Below are 18,739 nucleotides of genomic sequence, written 5' to 3' on the forward strand. Positions count from 1 at the left end.
ATGTTTGCGGTCACCCGCACCTGCGCGCCAGTGACCATCGTCAGGTGCCGGTCGGGTATTCGGTCCGGTGGTCAGTTTTCTTCCAGCCGAAGGCTGACGGAATTGATGCAGTAGCGTAGGTCGGTGGGGGTGGGGTAGCCCTCACCGGAGAACACGTGCCCCAGATGGGAGCCGCAGTTCGCGCACAGCACTTCCACCCGGCGCATGCCCAGTGAGTTGTCGGCCCGTTCGATGATCGCCTCGCCCGCGAGCGGGGAGAAGAACGACGGCCAGCCGCAGTGCGACTCGAACTTCTGCTCGCTGCGGAACAACTCGGCATCGCACGCCCGGCAGCGGTACACGCCGATCGTCTTGGTGTCGGTGTACTCGCCGGTGAACGGTGCCTCGGTGCCGGCCTGGCGCAGCACCCGGTACTCGGCCGGGGTGAGGCGGGCTTTCCACTCGTCGTCGGACAGTGCGGAGAAATCGGTCATCGGTTCACGGTAGCCACGGCCGGGGCACCCTCGCCACCCGTGCCCGTCGCCTCGTTCTCGCGCCGGGGCCATTCTTCCAGCAGCGGACCGGCCGCACCCGCCCTACGCAGGTCCAGGTAACGGAACAGCAGGCTGCAGAACACGGCGATCATGATCAGCGACCAGCCCATCGTCACCTTGTTGTATTCGAGGATGCGGCCGAATGCCTCCCACCGGTCCGAGTACAACGAGTCGAACGTGAACGCGCCATACACACCCAGCCAGGCCGGCCAGTTGCGCATCGGCGAACCGGGCAGGAACACCGACGCGAGCAGCGGGAACAGCAACATCGAGTAGTAGCCCTGACCGAGCGAGCCGACCAGGAACTCGGTGGTCAGCAACACCCCCGCCGACACGGTCAGCCACAGCAGTTCGTCGGTCTTGCGGTAGTAGCGGTACAGGAACCACAGGCAGAACACCGCCATCAGCACGAACGCCGCCCGCAGCAGCAGCACCAGCCAGTCCGCGACACCGAAGTAGGCGCCGTTGCCGGCGATGGAGCTGTTGTAGTAGTCACGTACCTCGCCGAGATACGGCACGGTGCGGTGGACGAAGTCGGCCGAGTCGACACCCAGCGGCCAGGCGACCACCAGCAGCGCGAGGGGAACCAGCACGGCCGGGATGATGGCCTTCCACTGCCGGTTCAGCAGCGCCAGCAGCAGCAGCGGGGCCAGGACCGGTTTGACCGCGATCGTCAGCCCGATGAACACACCGGCCCACCAGTCGTGCCGGTTGCGCAGCGCCAGCAGGAAACCGAGCATGCCGAGCAGCACGAAGCCGTTGAAGTTGGTGAAGATCAGCGTGTTGGCCACGGTTTCGGTGCTGAAGAAGGCGAACAGTACCGCCGGCATCTGCCAGCCGCCGATGCCGTACCCGAACAACCGCACCAGCAGGTACGCGCACGCCACCAGGGAGATCGTGCTCAGCGCGATGAACAGCCAGCGCGCGTCCTCGTAGTCGAGTTTGGCCAGCGGCGCCATCACCAGGGTTCCCGACGGCGGATACAGGTAGTGCGGATCCACCGTGTTGTAATTCTCGGCGTACACCGGGAAGTCGTTCAGGAACCGCCACGCGGCGAGATAGACCGGACGGAAATCGTTGGTGCGGGCGCCGTCGACACCGAGGATCACCGACTTGTGCAGCACCATCATGATCGAAATCGGCCACAGGATCATCGGAATCACCCGTTGCGCCGAACTCGGCGGAAACAGCATGCGATCTACTCTTGCCACCCGCGAACCGTACTACGATCCGGTACCCCGATCGGGTACCGACCCGGACCCCTGCGCCGAACAACCGTCGGGTATCGGTGAGCGCTACGCGGAACAACTCCGCTCGGTGGGACCGCTGACCGGGCGGGGACCGAGATAGTCTTTCAGGAACAGCGCCGCACAGTTGCTGTTGGCCAGCGTCGAATAGCCCAGTCCCTCCAACGTCACCGAGATCGGGGTGACACCGGCCCGCAGCAGGGTGGCGTTGAGTTCCTTCGCGCCCTGGCCGCCGTTGACCGGGTCGTCGGTGGTGTTGAGCACCACCGGCGCCACCGGCAGATCCGACGGCGCCTTGGTCGGCGGTGCCGACCCCCAGCCCGAGCACCGCAGCAATGTCATCGCGGCATCGGTTCCGGTGAGCGGGTACTGCTTGGACCACCGGGTGACCAGGGCGGGGATCTCGTTCTGCCCGACGGTGCCGGTGACGTCGTTGCACCGCGACAGGAGTTGCCCGTCGGATGTACGCAGATCGGCCGCGTGTTCGGCGGCGGCGGTCATCGGCCGCAGGTTGCCGTCGGCGGCTGCCGCGACCATCGTCGCGGTCTGCCGGATCGTGGCGGCCGAGGACGGGGCGGTGGCCAGGGAGGTGGTGATCGCCGACAGCACCTGCGCGTCCGACAATGACCCGAGCCGGCCCGCGCGTGCGTCGGCGAGAACCCGGGTGAGGGTGGCCAGAGGATCGTCGCCCAGCGGACAGGTGCCGGCGGCGGTGCAGCGCTGTGCGAACGCCTGCAGCGCCGTCTGTACACCGCCCGCGGTCAGCTGTGCCCGGTCCTTGGCCGGTTTCCCGAACGCGGTCGGGGTGTCGAGGATGATGCGCCCGGCGCGCCCGCCGTACCGGGAGGAGTACGCCAGCACCACATCGGAGCCCTCGCCGATGCCGAGCAGTGCGAGCCGGTCGACCTTCCACGCCCGGCGCAGCGTCTCGATGTCCGAGGCGGCCTCGCCGATCGAGAAGTTCAGTTGCGTCGGGTCGAGGGCCTCGGTGCAGCCGTCCGAACCCGACGACGCCGCGGCGGTGAGTGTCTCGATGCGGGCCGCGATATCGCGCGCGGTGTCCACCTGGCCGTTGGCGGCGAGGGTGTCGCGTTCGGTCCGGGTCAGGCAGTCCACGTCACCGCTGCCGGGCAGACCACGCCGGTTGATCGCCACCACGGGGTTGGTGTCGAGCAGCGACTTGCCGGGGCCGGTCGCGATGAGCAGGGCGCCCAGAGTCGACGGGAAGTCGCTGCCGGTGGTCAGTACCACGGGCACCGCACCGGCCGGGGTCCTGGCGTTGCGGACACGGGTCAGCGACACGGTCAGCGAGTCCCCGTCCTGCCGGTCGGGGTCGACGGGGGAGTCCAGCGTCGCGCATTCGATGCGGGTACCGGCGGCCGGGCGCAGGCCGAACGTGTCGGTCGTCGTCTTCGCACAGTCGCTCCAGGCGAGATCCTCGGTGGGCGCGGTGACCGCGGGAACCGCGGGGGTGGCCGATTCCGAGGTGGTGGGGGCGCCGGAGCCGTCGTCTCCGGTGACGAGATCGGGCCCGGGATCGGGGCCGGTTGCGCATCCCGCGAGCGTGATCGCCACAGCGATCGAGGCCGCGGCCATGCGGAGCGTGCCGCGTGGCGGACTGAACCGTGGCATGCCCGCGAGCCTACGGCATGGCATCCGGTCACCCCTCGGACCAGGCCGCCTCCGTCGGCCGGTCAGCGGCCGGGCCCGCGCACCCATCGGGTGTAGATATATCCGTCGTCGTCGGTGAGGGTCGTTTCCGGCCGCATCGGCCGGAGGGCGGTGTCGGGGCCGTGCGCGATTCTTCCGGCGTCACCACCGGCCAGCACCGGGCTGGTGGTGTGGCATAGCTCGTCCACCAGGTCGGCGGCGATCAGCGAACCGAACAGCGACGGTCCGCCCTCGCAGAGCACACGGTTCCACCGGTTCGTGCCGCAGATCTCGAGCACCCGTTTCAGATCGACCGTGTCCTGTCCGCAGGCCATGATCGTGGCGCCCGCGGCGGCGAGCGCCTGTCTGCGGTCGTGTGGGGCGCTCGCGCAGGTGAAGACCACCGTCCCGGCGTCGGCGAGGGGCGCGTAGTCGGCCGGGATGTTCAGTGAACGCGACACCAGGGCGAACCGCGGAGCCGGTGCCTGACCGTGGTCTCGGCGCAGGTCGGTGAACACGTCGTCCGGTTGCGGTTGCCGGTAGCCCTCGGTGACCGCGGTGCGGGCACCGACCAGGATCACGTCGGCCAGTCCGCGCAGCGTCCTGAACACAGCCCGGTCACCGGGGCCGCCGAGGTCACCGGACTTGCCGTTGTGGGTGGCCGCGCCGTCGATCGAGCTGACGAAGTTCACCCGGACGTACGGCGAGCCGGTATCCGGCGACGGGGACTCCGGATACCGGTAGCAGTCCGCCAGCCGGTGCAATGAGGCCGGGTCATCGACGCTCTCCGATGTGATGTGGGTCGCTTTCCTTTCAGAGAACATGAATCCATCATGGACCCGCCCGTTACGCTCCCTGCATGGTGGCACGACTCTGCGACAGAAACCCTGTGATCTCCCCGGACGCGTTGGTCGACGAGATGGTGCCGCCGTCGACATTCGACCACGTCAGTTTCGACTCCTACATCCCCGACCCGAACGAGCCCAGCCAGGCGCAGGCTGTGGCCAAGGCCCGCGACTTCGTGGCCCGGGCGAGCAAACTGCGTGGCAAGAAGAAGGGCTTCTTCTCCAGGCACAAGGAACCCGAGCACGGCGTCGGGCTCTACCTCGACGGCGGTTTCGGCGTCGGCAAGACGCACCTGCTGGCGTCGGTCTATCACTCGATGCCCGGCCCCAAGTCGTTCGCCACCTTCGTCGAGGTCACCCACGTGGTCGGCGCCCTCGGCTTCACCAATGCCGTCGAGCGGCTGTCGAACCACACCGTGCTGTGCATCGACGAGTTCGAACTCGACGACCCGGGCGACACCATGCTGGTCTCACGCCTGCTCACCGAACTGTCGGCGCGTGGGGTGTCGATCGTGGCCACCTCCAACACGCTGCCCGGCCAGCTCGGTGAGGGCCGCTTCGCCGCGCAGGACTTCCTGCGCGAGATCCGCAAGCTGTCGGGGATCTTCGAGACCATCCGGGTCGACGGCCCCGACTACCGGCACCGCGACCTGCCACCGGCCCCGGAACCCAAGGCCGAGGCCGAACTGATCGCCACCGCGGAGGCCACGCCGGGCGCCACCCTCGACAGCTTCGACGACCTGTGCAAGCATCTGGCGACGCTGCACCCGTCCAAGTACAAGGCACTGGTCGACGGGGTGTCGCTGGTGTGCATCGACGGCGTGCATCCGGCGCCCGATCAGACCGTCGCGCTGCGGATCGTGGTGCTGGCCGACCGGCTGTACGACGCCGACATCCCGGTCACCGTGGCCGGCAGCAAGCTCGACGAGATCTTCACCGAGGAGATGATCAACGGTGGTTACCGCAAGAAGTACCTGCGCGCCACCTCACGTCTGCTCGCGCTGTCCCGGTTCGCCGAATCCAAGGTGTAGCAGTCAGATTCAGCATTTTCCGTAGGTGACGAGGTACGGCAGGGTGCCGTGCATCGTCACGCCCGACCCTGTCCATTCGAACCACACGTCGACGCTGCCGGTCGGGTTGGCGCTGATGTCGCCGTCGTGTAGATAGCGGTAGTTGACGTAGACGGCGGTGTCGGTGGTCTTGGTGACGGTCTGATATGCGGCGTTGCATTTGATGCCGGTGCCGAGGAACCTGCCGTTGTGGAACAGCAGCAGCTGCATCGGCGACGACGCGGTGGCGCCTTGGGTGTCGAGCGAGGCGTAGCTCAGGGTGCGGCACGTGTTGTAGTTGGTGTTGCCGCCGAACACCCACGGCACGTCTGTCTTGTAGCTGAGCGGGGGAGCGATCCGGTTGGCCGCGTCGGTGATCACCGCGGAGCCGTCCGTCGAGCAGTCGGTGTGTGACGTCGGTGCCACCGGTTGGGCGCCTTCGTTGTCCTGTCCGTCGTTGTCCTGTCCGTCGTTGTTCTGTCCGTCGTTGTTCTGAGTGCCGTCGTTCTGGGTGCCGGAGTCCTGGTTGTCGCTGTCCTGGGTGTGCGTGTCCTGCGTCGTGGTCACTGTGACGGTGCTGGGTGTGGGCCGGCTTGCGGCGGTGTCGCCGGAGTCGCCCGTGCTGCAGGCACTCAGCAGCAGAAGACCCGCGATTCCCATGGGCGCGGCCAGGGAGACGAATGTGTTGCGCGGCATCGCCGCTCCTCTCGACGGAAAGATGCATAGGTCAGCTATGCATAGTGAGAATCGCAGGCGCGGCCACGCAATGTTAACGGTGTCGTTCACACGAGGGACGGATAGCCGTCGGAACGATGGGCTGCTCGTGAGGCGCGGGCTTCAGAGTTGTCGCCTGTCCGGCTGAGTCGGACTACAGACGACGACTCAGCACGTAATCGTGTTCGACGTTCCCGTTGAGATCGAAGGTCTTCTCCCCGACGCGGGTGAACCCCATCTTGGTGTAGAACCGCTGGGCACGGTGATTGTGCTGGTTGACACCCAGCCAGGCGACGACGCTGCCGCGGTCTCGGGAGATACCGAGGGCGGTGGTCATGAGCGCCGCCGCGACGGCCGAGCCGTGATGGCCCGGCAGGACGTACATCTTGGAGATCTCCGACGCCGGGCGTTCGGTGACCACCGCTGTGACGTCCGGGTTGGACGGTGGCGTGTGGTGAATGAGGCTGTATCCGATCACCTTGCGGTCCTCGCGTGCGACGAGCAGATCGGATTCGGGGTTCTGTATGTGCCGGACGAAGTTCGCGGGCTGGAAGTTGTTCGCGACGAAGGCGGCGATGTCGCCGTCGGTGCAGTGCGGGGGACAGGCCAGGGGAAAGGTGATGGCCGCGACGTCGGCGACCTCCGCGGCCAGAGCGGTATCGGCCACGACGTCGATGACCGGCGCTGCCGGTGTCGGCCCAGTCGTTGCTGCTGTCTTGGACGGTCCTGCGTTCATCTGTCCGGTGTTCCCTTCCTGCCTCGGTGTCCACGGTAACCGGCGCCGATGCGCTACAGCGGGCGGGATCGGCCAGTCCGCTCCCGTCGCCGGGGACACAGGTCTGGGAAACAGGGATAGGAAAACAGTGCAGGCCCGGCGGTGGGCCGGGCCTGCACTGTGGTCTTCGATGGTGCGCAATACTGGGATTGAACCAGTGACCTCTTCCGTGTCAGGGAAGCGCTCTCCCACTGAGCTAATCGCGCTCGTATGAAACTGTGCAGTCAGATGACTGTGAACGGTGGAGGTGGCGACGGGAATCGAACCCGTGTGGACGGTTTTGCAGACCGTTGCCTCACCACTCGGCCACGCCACCATAGGCTGGCATACGAGCGGATGACGGGATTCGAACCCGCGACCCTCACCTTGGCAAGGTGATGCGCTACCAGCTGCGCTACATCCGCATGTTAACCGGAACCTTCCCGTTGGCAGGGGGGTTTCGATCACCGTGCGCCGATACTGGGATTGAACCAGTGACCTCTTCCGTGTCAGGGAAGCGCTCTCCCACTGAGCTAATCGCGCGGGACTTACATCTTTGTGGAGGTGGCGACGGGAATCGAACCCGTGTGCACGGCTTTGCAGGCCGTTGCCTAACCACTCGGCCACACCACCACTGCGGGCAGAACCCGCTCCGAGCGGATGACGGGATTCGAACCCGCGACCCTCACCTTGGCAAGGTGATGCGCTACCAGCTGCGCTACATCCGCATGCTCACGAGCGATCTTGTGGACCGTAGTGCCCGTGACGCGAGATGAAACATTAGTCAACGATGACTCACATGCCAAATCGCCTGGTCAGCGGCCTTTCGGCGATCATTCGCGAGGTCGGACAAGGTGGCCGGCACGTTTGTCGCTGGTCGCGGCCCGGATTTGGTGGTCGGCACACAAACGTGTAATCTTCTGCCTCGTGCAAGGCGCGAGAGCGTCGAACACGGTCCCGTGGCTCAGTGGAAGAGCGTCCCGTTCACACCGGGGAGGTCGCTGGTTCGATCCCAGCCGGGACCACCATCATCACAAACACGGACCGGTTCATCGTCAGCGATGCCGGTCCGTTCTCGTTTTCATACGGGCAAGTCACCGGACCCGAGGGGATGTGCATGGTCAGCAAAGGGTTCCGTCACGGGGTGGCCGCTGCCGCGGTCTGCCTGGCTACCGCGGTCGGGTCGGTTCCGGTAGGGGTCGCCGCGGCCGAGCCGAAGCCGACCGCGCCGGCATCGTCGGACGGCGGGCTGCGGCCCTGCGGGAAGAATCCGGCAGGATTGCAGAATCAGATCTACTTCGGCACCAAGGTCGTCGAGGCGCCGCGCACGTACGCGACCGATTTCCGGCGCCCGGACAACAAGGACTTCTGCAGCTACAACGTGGCGCGGGGGAATCTGCGGTACCGGCCGGACGGCCTCACGCTGGCGATCCCGCCGAACACCTCCGGCGCCAACAACGCCGAGATCCTCTCCCGTGTGGCCTTCCCCAAGGGCCGGCGCTCGACGGTCCGGGTCAACGCCGACCGCATCAAGGGGCTCAACGGCACCGTCGGCTGGGGCGTGGCGACCCGGACACTCGAATACCCGCAACTGCAGGTCGCCTGGTTCTTCTATAACGACACCGATTCCGAACTCGGAAAGCTGACCACCCAGCTCAAACCGATCGCCGAACATCTCGCCGGCGGCCTGCCCAAAGGCTTCTTCGCGATGGTCAAGACCGAGAACAACCTGATCCCGCGGGTGATGCCGCTGCCGATGAGCCTGCTCGACGGGACCCATGACTACGCGGTCACCGCGTCGCGGTCGGGAACCTTGTTCGCCGTCGACGGCAAGACCGTCGCCGACTTCGACATGGTTCTGTCCGACACTGTCCGCGTCATCGGCTACGACAAACCGGTTCCGCTGATCTTCCAGACCTGGGTCGACAGCAACTACTGGTTCCCGTACCCGATCAAACAGCAGAACCCTGCCGGACACTCCTACCGGCTGGAACGGTTCGCCGAAGGCCCCGTCGCCTCGACGCCGACCCGGTTCTGACCTGCCGCGGGATTCGTTCTCCGCGTCCTGCGCGGCGCGGTAGCGTGAGGCGCCCGCCCCGCCATGAGGAGGAGATTCGATGACCACCTACCGCGCACTCACCGCACAACTCGACGGCGACAGCACCAGCGCCGTCGTTCAAGAGCGTGAACGCGCCGACCTGCAGCCTGGCGAGGTGCGGATCGCGGTCCGCTTCTCCGGGGTCAACTTCAAGGACGCCCTCGCCTTCGATCCACGCGGCGGCGTCGTCCGCAACTATCCGATCGTGCCCGGCATCGACGCCGCGGGTGTGGTGATCGATTCCGGCTCACCCGATTTCGCCGCCGGCGACGAGGTGATCGCGCATGGCTACGACATCGGTACCGGCCGTGACGGCGGCTACGCCGAGGAACTCGTGGTGCCCGCAGACCAGGTGGTCGCACTCGACGGGCTCGGCCTTCGGGAGGCCGCGGCCATCGGCACGGCGGGCTTCACCGCGGCGATGAGCGTCGCCGCGATTCTCGACTGGGGGGTGACGCCCGGGAGTGGGCCGGTCGTGGTGACCGGCGCCACCGGAGGTGTGGGGTCGACCAGCATCGACCTCCTCGCCGCGAAGGGCTTCGAGGTGGTGGCGTCGTCGGGCAAACCCGCCGCGGAGCCGCTGCTGCGTGAACTCGGTGCGGCCGAGGTGATTGGCCGGCTGCCCCTGGATCCCGACGCGAAACCGCGTCCGCTCGGCAAGAGCCGCTGGGCCGCGGCCGTCGACTGCGTCGGTGGCGCGGCGCTCGCCGATGTCCTGAGCACCACCGAGTACCGGGGCGTCGTCGCTGCCAGCGGACTGACCGGCGGCGCCGCCCTGAAGACGACGGTGATGCCGTTCATCCTGCGGGGCGTCGGACTGATCGGTATCGACTCCGTGCTGCTGCCGATCAGCGAGCGCCGCGCGCTGTGGGCCCGCATCGCGGGCGATCTCAAGCCGGCTCATCTCGATCGGTTCACCGGCGACATCGGTGTCGGTGACATCCCGGATGTCGTCACGGCACTGCGGAAGGGCGAGTTCACCGGACGGGCCGTCGTCGACCTGGGTTCGGGTTGGTAACCGCCGCAGTCTCACGGAATCAACCTCGCCACAAGCTGATTCGACGGTGATGCCGGCTGTGGCCGCCGCGGCCCGAGGTCACAGGCTGTTGGGTTGGGCTGAGTGAACAGATACCTCCCGTGGGCCACCTGCGGTGTTCTCAGCCTCGTGGCGGCGATCGGTCTGTACTGGCGCCTCGTGTACGAACGCGACCGGTGGAACGCCGACGCGCTGGCGCGGCACTGCCACACCTGCCGGCCTTGCCTCCGACCGTGCTCTATTGCTCGACGGCAGCGGTGCTGGCGGTGCTGGCGGTGGCATTGTTCGCCTGCGGCCTGCGCGGGGCGTTGGTGGGGAGGGCGGTGGTGGCGGTGATCTCCGGTGTGCTTCTCTGTGCGCTGATGGTGATCGCGGTCCCGCTGGCGGCATTGTGTGTGTTGGAGGCGACGCACCCACGGACCTCGATCAGTGACGGCACCGACGGCAGCGGGCTGCCCTGCCCGTCCGGCTGATACGCCGCCGTCGCCGCGCCGCCACGGTAGCGTGAGCGCCATGGCGGGGCGCGAACCTCAGACGATCATCATCACCGGCGCGGGCGACGGCATCGGTGCCGCGGCCGCGAAACAACTGGCCGAGCGTGGGGAGCGGGTGGTGGTGGTCGGCAGAAGCGCCGCCAAGACCGCGGCCGTGGCCGACAAGATCGGCGCACCGCATCACCTCGCCGACTTCGCCGAACTCGCGCAGGTGCGGGCACTGGCCGACGAACTCCTCGAGGCGTATCCGAAGATCGATGTGCTCGCCAACAACGCCGGCGGCATCTTCCGCAGGGAAAGCACCGTCGACGGTTTCGACAAGACGCTCCAGGTCAACCACCTGGCGCCGTTTCTGTTGACCAACCTGCTGCTGGACCGGCTCGCCGATGCAGGTGGCGCGAAGGTCATCGCCACCTCCAGCATCGGGGCGAGGCTGTTCGGTCACCTCGACGTCGACGATCTGAACAACGAACGTCGTTGGAGCGCCAACAAGTCCTACGGCGACGCCAAGCTGGCCAACATCCTGTTCACCCGCGAACTGCACCGGCGCTATCACGACCGCGGTATCGCGGCGGTGTCCTTTCATCCCGGCAATGTGGCCACAGCCTTCGCCAACGACACCTCGTCGGTGCTGGCGCTGGTGTTCGGGAATCCGCTGACACGGTTGAGTCTGGACTCACCGGCCAAGGCCGGAGGCAAACTCGTCTGGCTCGCCGAGGGGACGCCGGGGCAGACGTGGAAATCCGGCGAGTTCTACGACAACAACAAGGTCTCGCCGCGCTGGAAGATGAACCGGCAATCCTTCGACGACAATCTCGCGGCACGCCTGTGGGAGCGAAGCGCCGTGATGACCGGCGTGGGCGGGTAGCGTCCGCGTCGTCGTTTGCTGTGGTAACAATCGCCGTAGGGCGGCGATAGTTCTCATAACGGGCGCCGGCCCGACGGCGTCCGCGAGGCATAGGAGATGTTCACGGTGGCGACATCACTCAGGTCCCGGACCCTTGCGCTGCTCGCGGCGATGGGCGCGGCACTCGCAGTCCCGGCCACCGCACACGCGGCGCCGACCGGGTCGTCCGCGGGTTTGCCTGCGCTCACGCTTCCGGTGATCACCAGCATCGAATTGCCGCCCGTGAGTATCCCCGGCGGGTCGCTACGGCCCATCACCGTTGTCGCCCGCCCGGCGATGCGGACGCTGCAGTACCCGCCCCCGCCGCCCGCCGTGGAGTTCTCGGTGCCGAACCTGATGCCGCACGACACCTGGCTCGAAAGCCGGTACCTGCGGGTGACATGGCAGAACCTGCGCTCCGGCAAGGACGGCGCCGTCAACCTGAGGTACTGGCGAAAGGGTGGTCCGAAGTACCCCGGTATGGGTTCGAGCTACCCGGAAACGCTGCCGACGGCTGCCGTCGCCGCCACCGGCGCCGGACCGATCATCGCGCGCGTCGAGGTCCTGTGGCAGACCTACGGTTCGAAGACGCTGATCCCGGGTGTGATCGCACTGGATCTCCCGGCCTGATCCACCGGTCCGGCCGGGGGCGGGGGCCGCTAGGGTGATGGGCATGCGATACCCCGACCGCGCCGCCGATGCCGGCGCCTGGCTTCTGGAAAACAGCCACCGTGCACTGCTGACGCTCAGCGGCGGCCGTTTCCCCAAGAACCTGCTCGGCATGAAGACCGTAGAACTGCACACCGTCGGCCGCAAGTCCGGCAAGCAGTACACGACCCTGCTCACGACCCCGATCCACGACGCCTCCCGCGTCGTCCTCGTCGCGTCGAAGGGCGGGTCGAGCAAGGACCCCGACTGGTTCCGCAACGCTGTCGCCACCCCCGACATCACCGTCGTCGTTGACGGCGAACCCGTCCCGATGCGGGCCCGGGTGGCCACCGACGACGAACACGCCGAACTATGGCCGCAAGCGGTCAAGGTGTACAAGAGTTACGCCGACTACCAGGCCAACACCGACCGTAAGATCCCGATCTTGATCTGCGAGCGTCGGTAACCGTACCCAGGTGGTTCCTACCGGTGGGTGCCCGACACCGCGACGGAGATCCCGACTCCGATGATGCAGACACCCCCGGTGCGGCTGATGACCCTCATGCGGCCGGGGGATCGGGTGAACCAGGCGCGGGCGCTTCCGGCGGCCACCGCCCATGCGGCGTCGGTGACGAGGCCGATTGTCACCGGTACCACACCCAGAACGAGCATCTGTAGCGGAGTGTGACCGGCTTCCGGTTCGACGAACTGGGGGAGAATTGCCGAGAACAGGACGAAGCCCTTGGGATTGGTGAACCCGACGACGGTGCCGACGCGGACCGCCGTGCCGAACGTCTCCGTTCTGTGCATCTCCAGCCCGCGCGTTTCGTTGCTGTCTCCCGCGTTGTCTCCGACATCGGGCGCGGCGGCGTGGCGGATTGCCTGGATGCCGAGGAAGAGAAGGTAGAACACGCCGGCCCACTTGACTGTCTGGAACAGCGCCTCGGATCGCTCGAGCAAGGGGCCGAGGCCGACCGCGATCACGGCGCAGGCGCTGTAACAGCCGATCGCGTTGCCGACGACGCTGCCGATGGCGCTGGTGCGGCCGTAGCTGAGGGCGCGGCCGACGATGAACAGAACCGACGGCCCGGGCACACAGATGAGCACGACACTCGCCAGGGCGATACCGACGGCCTGGTCGACGGAGATCACGCGACTGAGTGTAGGTGTGTGGCCGGTGGGTCGGTGCGGGGTGTGGATGTAGTGGATGTGCCCCGATGCGTCCCCGCTCTGCTTTCCCGGTGACGTGCCCGTCCGTCGGGCACCCTTCCCCGGCGGGAAACGTCTGGACGCGGATGAAATATCCTATATTTGACGTCCGTGCGTAGGGTTGATCCTCTTCGGTCGGGATACCAACCGCCTTGTGTGTTCCACTGTGGTGACAACGAATTCGGCGTCGGTCATGATGGTATGGTCCGGCGGGCGGCGACAGGATCGCGGAATGGTTCCGGCTGTGTCGCATTCCATTTGAGGTTGCGAACACATTGTTGTGCTTGACGTGATAGACGGCACTTCCGTTGTTTGTTAGTGTCGCCTCTCATGCATCCGACGACGCTGGGGTTGACCCATGCACAAGGAGCCCCGGCCCTTGCCCCTTCGGGGGTCGAGGTCGCCGAGGCTCTTGCCGAGATCCGCAAACCGGTCGCCGTTGTCGCGTCGGCCCTGGGCCCGGTTCCGGTGGTGGTGGGCGACGGCGGGCTGGCCGAGATCGCGGGCGAAGAACTGCTCGCCCTGCTTCCGCCGGTCTACCCCGAATGGCTGGGTGAGCGGTCGTTCACAGCGGCGCACGGTGTGCGCTTCCCCTACGTCGTCGGCGAGATGGCCCGTGGCATCGCCACTCCGCAGATGGCGATCGCCGCCGTGCGCGCCGGGGGCATGGGCTTCTACGGCAGTGCGGGACTGGACCTGGACACCGTCGAGGCCGGGGTCCGCGAGATCCAGAACGCCCTCGGCCCCGATGCGCCCGGGTGGGGCGCCAACCTGATCCACAACGTGCAGGACGACCGCCGTGAGATGGCCACCGTCGAACTGTTCCTGCGGATGGGGGTGCGATGCGTGTCGGCGTCGGCGTTCATGCAGCTCACCCCCGCGGTGGTGCTGTACGCGGCCAAGGGGCTCTACCGCGGCGGCGACGGCCAGATCGTCCGGTCGGGCCGCATCTTCGCCAAGGTGTCCCGCGACGAGATCGCCCGGCACTTCCTCTTGCCCGCTCCCGAGCAGATGCTGCGGGCTCTTGTTGCCGAGGGACGGCTCACGGCAGCGGAGGCCGCACTGGCCGCCGAGGTCCCGATCGCCGAGGATATCACCGCAGAGGCCGACTCGGGTGGCCACACCGACAACCGCGCCCTCACCGTCCTGCTCCCGCGGCTGATCGCCCTGCGTGACGAGATCTCCGAACAATACGGCTACAGCGTCCTGCCGCGGGTGGGTGCAGCAGGCGGCATCGGAACCCCCGCCGCGGTGGCCGCGGCATTCGCCGCGGGTGCCGCCTACGTGCTCACCGGTTCGGTCAACCAGTCGGCTCTGGAGAGCGGCCTGTCCGAGGACGGCCGCAACCTGCTGGCACTGGCCCAGGCCACCGATGTGGCCACCGCACCCGCGGCCGACATGTTCGAGATGGGGGTGACCGTGCAGGTGCTCAAGCGTGGCACCATGTTCGCCCAGCGCGGCCAGCGGCTCACCGATTTCTACCGCAAGTACCCCTCGTTCGACGCGGCTCCGGCCGACGAGGTCGCGAGCCTGGAGAAGACCGTCCTGCGCCGCAGCATCCCCGAGATCTGGGCCGAGACCAAGGAGTTCTTCGCCACCCGCGACCCCCGTGAGGTGGTGCGTGCCGAGGCCGACCCGCACCACCTGATGGCGCTGGTGTTCCGCTGGTACCTGTTCTCCGGGGCCCAGTGGGCCCGCGAAGGTGACACCGACCGCCGCGGCGACTACCAGATCTGGTGTGGCCCGGCGATGGGCGGATTCAACGACTGGGTCAAGGGCAGCTTCCTCGAACCGGTCGGCGCCCGCACCACCGGCCAGATCGCCCTCAACCTGCTCGAAGGAGCGGCCACCGTCACCCGGGCCGGTCACCTCCGCACCGCCGGTGTCCAATTGCCACCCGGCGCCTTCGACTTCCGTCCCAGACCCCTGGGTTAACCGACCACCGGGCTGACGGCCCGACGTTTGTCCAGTACCGCCCCACAGCGAAGAGGAATTTTGAGCGACTCCGCAAAGAACCACGTTTCCCCACCAGTTGCCGTCGTCGCGATGAGCGCGATCTACCCCGGGGAGACCGGTCTTGAGGGCTACTGGCGGACCGTTTCCGGCGGCCGTGACGCCATCACCGAGGTGCCGCCCACGCACTGGCTGATCGACGACTACTACGATCCCGATCCGTCGGTGCCGGACAAGACCTACTGCAAGCGGGGCGGATTCATCGACCCGGTGCCGTTCGATCCGGTCAAGTTCGGGTTGCCGCCGAATGCGTTGCAGACTACCGACTCGGCGCAGATCCTGGCCCTCATCGCGGCCAAGCAGGTCCTCGACAAGGTGACCGGTGGCCGTGAGGACTTCGACCTCGAGCGCACCGACATCATCCTCGGCGTCGCCTCCACCACCGAACTCGTCGTGCAGGCCGGCGCCCGGCTGCAGGGCCCGGTGTGGCGCAAGGCCATGCTGGAGAACGGGCTGTCCGAGTCCGAGGCAGAGGAGATCTCCGGCGATATCGCCGCCCACTACCCGCCGTGGGTGGAGAGCACCTTCCCCGGCCTGCTCGGCAACGTCGTCGCCGGGCGTGTGGCCAACCGCCTCAACCTCGGCGGCTGCAACTTCGTGATCGACGCCGCGTGCGCGAGCTCCCTGGCGTCGCTGCAGTCGGCGCTGCACCGGCTGTATCTGCACGAGGCCGACACCGTCATCACCGGTGGCGTCGATGCCCTCAACGACGTGATGATGTACATGTGCTTCTCCAAGACGCCCGCGTTCTCCAAGACGGGAGACATCCGGCCACTGTCGGACGGCGCCGACGGAACCCTCATCGGCGAGGGCGTGGGCATGGTCGCCCTCAAACGCCTCGACGACGCCGAACGTGACGGCGACGACATCTACGCGGTCATCCGCGGCATTGGTTCCTCCTCGGACGGACGCGCATCGAGCGTGTACGCCCCCCGTTCGGAAGGGCAGGCCAAGGCGGTCCGCGCCGCCTACCGGCACGCCGGGTACGAACCCACCACCATCGGCCTGCTCGAAGCGCACGGCACCGCCACCAAGGCCGGTGACGCCGCCGAGTTCGCCGGCCTCAAGTCGGTGTTCACCGATACCGACAACCGGATCGCGATCGGCTCGGTGAAATCCCAGATCGGCCACACCAAAGCCGCAGCCGGTGCCGCCGGACTCATCAAAGCCGTTCTTGCGCTCCAGCATTCGACGCTTCCGCCGACCCTCAAGGTGGAGCGGCCCAACCCGGCGATGGGTATCGAGGACACGCCGTTCTACATCAACAGCACCACCCGTCCGTGGGTGCGCACCGACGAGACGCCGCGCCGCGCATCGGTCAGTTCGTTCGGCTTCGGCGGCACCAACTTCCACGTGACCCTCGAGCAGTACGAGGGCGCCAACCAGGCCCGGCGTCTGCGCACCCTGCCCACCGAACTCGTCGTGCTCAGTGCCACGAACGAGACCGAACTCGCCGCCCGCGCCGGTGAGATCGGCGAGCAGGTGCGTGCCGGTGAGAGCCTGGCCCGCATCGCCTTCGAATCGGCGCAGTCCTTCGACGCCACCCACGGTGCGCGTGCCGCCTTGGTCGTCGCCGACACCGACGCCCTGACCGGCCTGGTGCAGAAGTTGCGCACCGGCCTGGCCGACGGCAAGGGTGCCGCCATCAAGGACCCCAACATCGCCGTGGGCTTCGGTGCCCCGCGTGAGGGCAAGACCGCTTTCCTGTTCCCCGGGCAGGGCAGCCACTACATCGGCATGGGCGCCGACCTGGCGCTGGACTTTCCCGAGGCGCTGGCCGTGTGGGACGGACTTGACGGTGACCTGGCCGATCTGCACAACGCTGTCTTCCCCGAACCCGCCTTCGACGACGAGACACGCGCGGTGCAGAACAGCGCGCTGACGTCGATGGAGACCGCTCAGCCTGCGATCGCCGCGACCAGCCTGGCCCAGCTCGCGCTGCTCGAGGAACTCGGCATAAAGGCCGACGCCGCCGCCGGTCACAGTTTCGGTGAGGTCACCGCGCTTGCCGCAGCCGGCGTGCTGCCCGCCGACCGGCTGATGGAGACCGCCCGTACCCGTGGCCTGCTGATGGCCGAGGCCGGTCGCGGCAAGGATGCCACGATGCTGGCGATCGTCGCGAGCGCCGACGAGGTGCGTGCACTGCTGGAGGCCCAGCCGAAGACCGACGGCACTCTGGTCATCGCCAACGACAACGGTCCGCGTCAGGTGGTCGTCGCCGGCCACATCGCTGAGATCGAGAGCGTCGAAAAGGCTGCGGCCGGGGCCGGTCTGCGGACCAAGCGACTCACGGTGGCATCCGCGTTCCATTCGCCGATCGTCGCCGAGAGCTCGGCGCCGTTCGCCGAGTACCTGAACACCCTGCCGCTCGGCGACTCCCACCTGACCGTCTACGCCAACGCCACCGCGCAGCCCTATGGCGACCAGCCGACCACCCAGCTCGCCGACCAGGTGCGCCAGTCGGTGCGGTTCCGGGAGATGATCCAGGCGATGGCCGCCGACGGCGTCACCCGGTTCATCGAGGTCGGACCGGGTCGCGTGCTCACCGGCCTGGTCAACCAGATCCTCGGCGACGCCCCGCATAAGGCGGTGGCACTCGACGACCCGAAGGTCGGCGACCTGCGCGGTTGGCACCGCGGTCTGGCCGCGCTCGCCGCCGACGGTGTCTCGCTGGACCTGGTCCGGCTCTACGACCACTACGAGGAGCCCGCGAAGTTCGTGCCGGCGCCCAAGTACGCGGTGATGGTCGGCGGTGCCAACGTCGGCAAGCCGTACCCGCCCGCCGACGGCAAGGTGGTCATCACACCCAAGCCGACCCGTCAGCCGCTCGCCTCCGCACCCGCCGAATCGAGTGGTGCGGCACCGGCGAAATCGGTTGCCGCCCAACCTACACCGGTCGCGACACCGAAGCCGGCGCCGGTTACGGTCCCGCCCGCCGCCGCGCCCGCGCAGGCTGTTTCGGCGGTTCCGGCTCCGGCCGCGCCGCCTCAGCGCGCCCAGACACCCGCTCCCGTTGCTGCAGAAAGATCAACCGTGACCCCGCAACCGCAACCGGCCTCCGGTGCCTCCGCCGCCCGACCCACGACAGCAGCCGCCCCGGCGAGCGATGCCCCGCTGTCGACGGATGCGTGGAGTCTGATCGACCGCATCCAGCGGGAAACCGCGGCGCAGCACGAGCGCTACCTGGATGTGGTGGCCGACAGCCATCACCAGTTCCTCGACATGTCGACGCGGATGCTGGCCGAGATCGTGGGGGAGCCGGGCACGGCGCAGACCGTCGTCGCCCCGTCCCGTGAAGCGGCCCCGGCTGTGCAGGCACCGGCGGCACTGGCCGCACCGGCACCGGCTGTCCCGCAGGCTCCCGTCGTGCCGCAGACCCCGGTCGCCGCGCCCGCCCCGGTGGCGGAGCCGGCCCCGGTCGTCGCGGCCAAGCCGGCGGCCGCCGCGAAGCCGGCCGCCCCGCACCTGTGGCCGCCCGGCCGCTGCCGCCGCTGCTCCGGCTGCCGCATCGGGTCCGTCGGCCGCCGATGTGGTGCTGGAGATCGTGTCCGAGAAGACCGGTT

The 18,739-nt window shown here is 67.8% G+C and carries 16 protein-coding genes and 7 tRNA genes; 10 read left to right on the plus strand and 13 right to left on the minus strand.

What is annotated here, in order from left to right:
* Positions 1-71: 71 nt before the first annotated feature.
* From msrB to GOAMR_RS21450, 4 genes are all read right to left on the minus strand, one after another.
* Positions 72-473, minus strand: a complete 402-nt coding sequence (msrB, locus tag GOAMR_RS21435; protein ID WP_005193003.1) for a peptide-methionine (R)-S-oxide reductase MsrB — start codon at positions 471-473, stop codon at positions 72-74.
* The gene (locus tag GOAMR_RS21440) at positions 470-1,744 is read right to left on the minus strand and encodes a glycosyltransferase family 87 protein (RefSeq protein ID WP_040516017.1); all 1,275 of its coding nucleotides are present in this window, start codon (positions 1,742-1,744) and stop codon (positions 470-472) included. The genes msrB and GOAMR_RS21440 overlap by 4 nt, the downstream gene beginning before the upstream one ends.
* A gap of 84 nt (positions 1,745-1,828) precedes the next feature.
* Entirely contained in the window at positions 1,829-3,412 is a 1,584-nt protein-coding gene (locus GOAMR_RS21445; protein WP_005193011.1) for an alpha/beta hydrolase, read from the minus strand.
* A gap of 62 nt (positions 3,413-3,474) precedes the next feature.
* Positions 3,475-4,254, minus strand: a complete 780-nt coding sequence (locus GOAMR_RS21450; RefSeq protein WP_005193014.1) for a pyrimidine reductase family protein — start codon at positions 4,252-4,254, stop codon at positions 3,475-3,477.
* A gap of 35 nt (positions 4,255-4,289) precedes the next feature.
* On the opposite strand from GOAMR_RS21450, the gene zapE reads away from it, so the two are divergent.
* Positions 4,290-5,306 (plus strand): cell division protein ZapE, encoded by a 1,017-nt coding sequence (gene zapE, locus GOAMR_RS21455; RefSeq protein ID WP_040516018.1) that lies wholly within the window; start codon positions 4,290-4,292, stop codon positions 5,304-5,306.
* A gap of 9 nt (positions 5,307-5,315) precedes the next feature.
* Here the strand turns inward: zapE and GOAMR_RS23870 are convergent, their stop codons facing one another.
* The 8 genes from GOAMR_RS23870 to GOAMR_RS21495 form a co-directional block, all read right to left on the minus strand.
* A complete protein-coding gene (locus tag GOAMR_RS23870; protein WP_005193020.1) occupies positions 5,316-6,020 on the minus strand; it encodes an LppP/LprE family lipoprotein in 705 nt (234 codons plus the stop codon).
* Between the two features lie 172 nt (positions 6,021-6,192).
* Entirely contained in the window at positions 6,193-6,774 is a 582-nt protein-coding gene (locus GOAMR_RS21465) for a GNAT family N-acetyltransferase (RefSeq protein ID WP_005193022.1), read from the minus strand.
* 170 nt (positions 6,775-6,944) lie between these two features.
* Positions 6,945-7,019: transfer RNA gene (locus tag GOAMR_RS21470), tRNA-Val, on the minus strand.
* Between the two features lie 36 nt (positions 7,020-7,055).
* Positions 7,056-7,129: transfer RNA gene (locus GOAMR_RS21475), tRNA-Cys, on the minus strand.
* Positions 7,130-7,144: 15 nt separating this feature from the next.
* Positions 7,145-7,217 (minus strand) — tRNA-Gly (locus tag GOAMR_RS21480).
* A gap of 45 nt (positions 7,218-7,262) precedes the next feature.
* Positions 7,263-7,335 (minus strand) — tRNA-Val (locus GOAMR_RS21485).
* Positions 7,336-7,351: 16 nt separating this feature from the next.
* Positions 7,352-7,425, minus strand: a tRNA-Cys gene (locus tag GOAMR_RS21490).
* Positions 7,426-7,447: 22 nt separating this feature from the next.
* Positions 7,448-7,520 (minus strand) — tRNA-Gly (locus GOAMR_RS21495).
* Positions 7,521-7,745: 225 nt separating this feature from the next.
* Between GOAMR_RS21495 and GOAMR_RS21500 the strand changes: the two genes are divergently transcribed.
* The 7 genes from GOAMR_RS21500 (at position 7,746) to GOAMR_RS21530 (ending at position 12,420) form a co-directional block, all read left to right on the plus strand.
* Positions 7,746-7,820 (plus strand) — tRNA-Val (locus GOAMR_RS21500).
* A gap of 89 nt (positions 7,821-7,909) precedes the next feature.
* Positions 7,910-8,830: a hypothetical protein gene (locus GOAMR_RS21505; RefSeq protein WP_211599649.1), complete on the plus strand. Its 921-nt coding sequence runs from the start codon at positions 7,910-7,912 to the stop codon at positions 8,828-8,830.
* Between the two features lie 79 nt (positions 8,831-8,909).
* Positions 8,910-9,908: an acrylyl-CoA reductase family protein gene (locus tag GOAMR_RS21510; protein WP_005193028.1), complete on the plus strand. Its 999-nt coding sequence runs from the start codon at positions 8,910-8,912 to the stop codon at positions 9,906-9,908.
* A 239-nt stretch (positions 9,909-10,147) separates the two neighbouring features.
* The gene (locus tag GOAMR_RS24915; protein ID WP_138943845.1) at positions 10,148-10,399 is read left to right on the plus strand and encodes a hypothetical protein; all 252 of its coding nucleotides are present in this window, start codon (positions 10,148-10,150) and stop codon (positions 10,397-10,399) included.
* A 40-nt stretch (positions 10,400-10,439) separates the two neighbouring features.
* Positions 10,440-11,288 (plus strand): SDR family NAD(P)-dependent oxidoreductase, encoded by an 849-nt coding sequence (locus GOAMR_RS21520; protein ID WP_005193031.1) that lies wholly within the window; start codon positions 10,440-10,442, stop codon positions 11,286-11,288.
* Between the two features lie 105 nt (positions 11,289-11,393).
* A complete protein-coding gene (locus GOAMR_RS21525) occupies positions 11,394-11,936 on the plus strand; it encodes a hypothetical protein (RefSeq protein ID WP_005193032.1) in 543 nt (180 codons plus the stop codon).
* Between the two features lie 43 nt (positions 11,937-11,979).
* Positions 11,980-12,420: a nitroreductase/quinone reductase family protein gene (locus tag GOAMR_RS21530; RefSeq protein WP_040516020.1), complete on the plus strand. Its 441-nt coding sequence runs from the start codon at positions 11,980-11,982 to the stop codon at positions 12,418-12,420.
* A 17-nt stretch (positions 12,421-12,437) separates the two neighbouring features.
* On the opposite strand, the gene GOAMR_RS21535 is transcribed toward GOAMR_RS21530, so the two are convergent.
* Complete coding sequence (locus tag GOAMR_RS21535; RefSeq protein WP_005193035.1) at positions 12,438-13,106, minus strand: LysE family translocator; 669 nt, start codon at positions 13,104-13,106, stop codon at positions 12,438-12,440.
* Between the two features lie 387 nt (positions 13,107-13,493).
* On the opposite strand from GOAMR_RS21535, the gene GOAMR_RS21540 reads away from it, so the two are divergent.
* Both GOAMR_RS21540 and GOAMR_RS21545 read left to right on the plus strand, forming a co-directional pair.
* Entirely contained in the window at positions 13,494-15,098 is a 1,605-nt protein-coding gene (locus tag GOAMR_RS21540; RefSeq protein ID WP_005193037.1) for a PfaD family polyunsaturated fatty acid/polyketide biosynthesis protein, read from the plus strand.
* Between the two features lie 111 nt (positions 15,099-15,209).
* The coding region (locus GOAMR_RS21545) for a type I polyketide synthase (RefSeq protein ID WP_005193038.1) at positions 15,210-18,739 on the plus strand (3,530 nt) is incomplete at its 3' end.

It is taken from the genome of Gordonia amarae NBRC 15530 (assembly GCF_000241345.1).
Taxonomy (GTDB): domain Bacteria; phylum Actinomycetota; class Actinomycetes; order Mycobacteriales; family Mycobacteriaceae; genus Gordonia; species Gordonia amarae.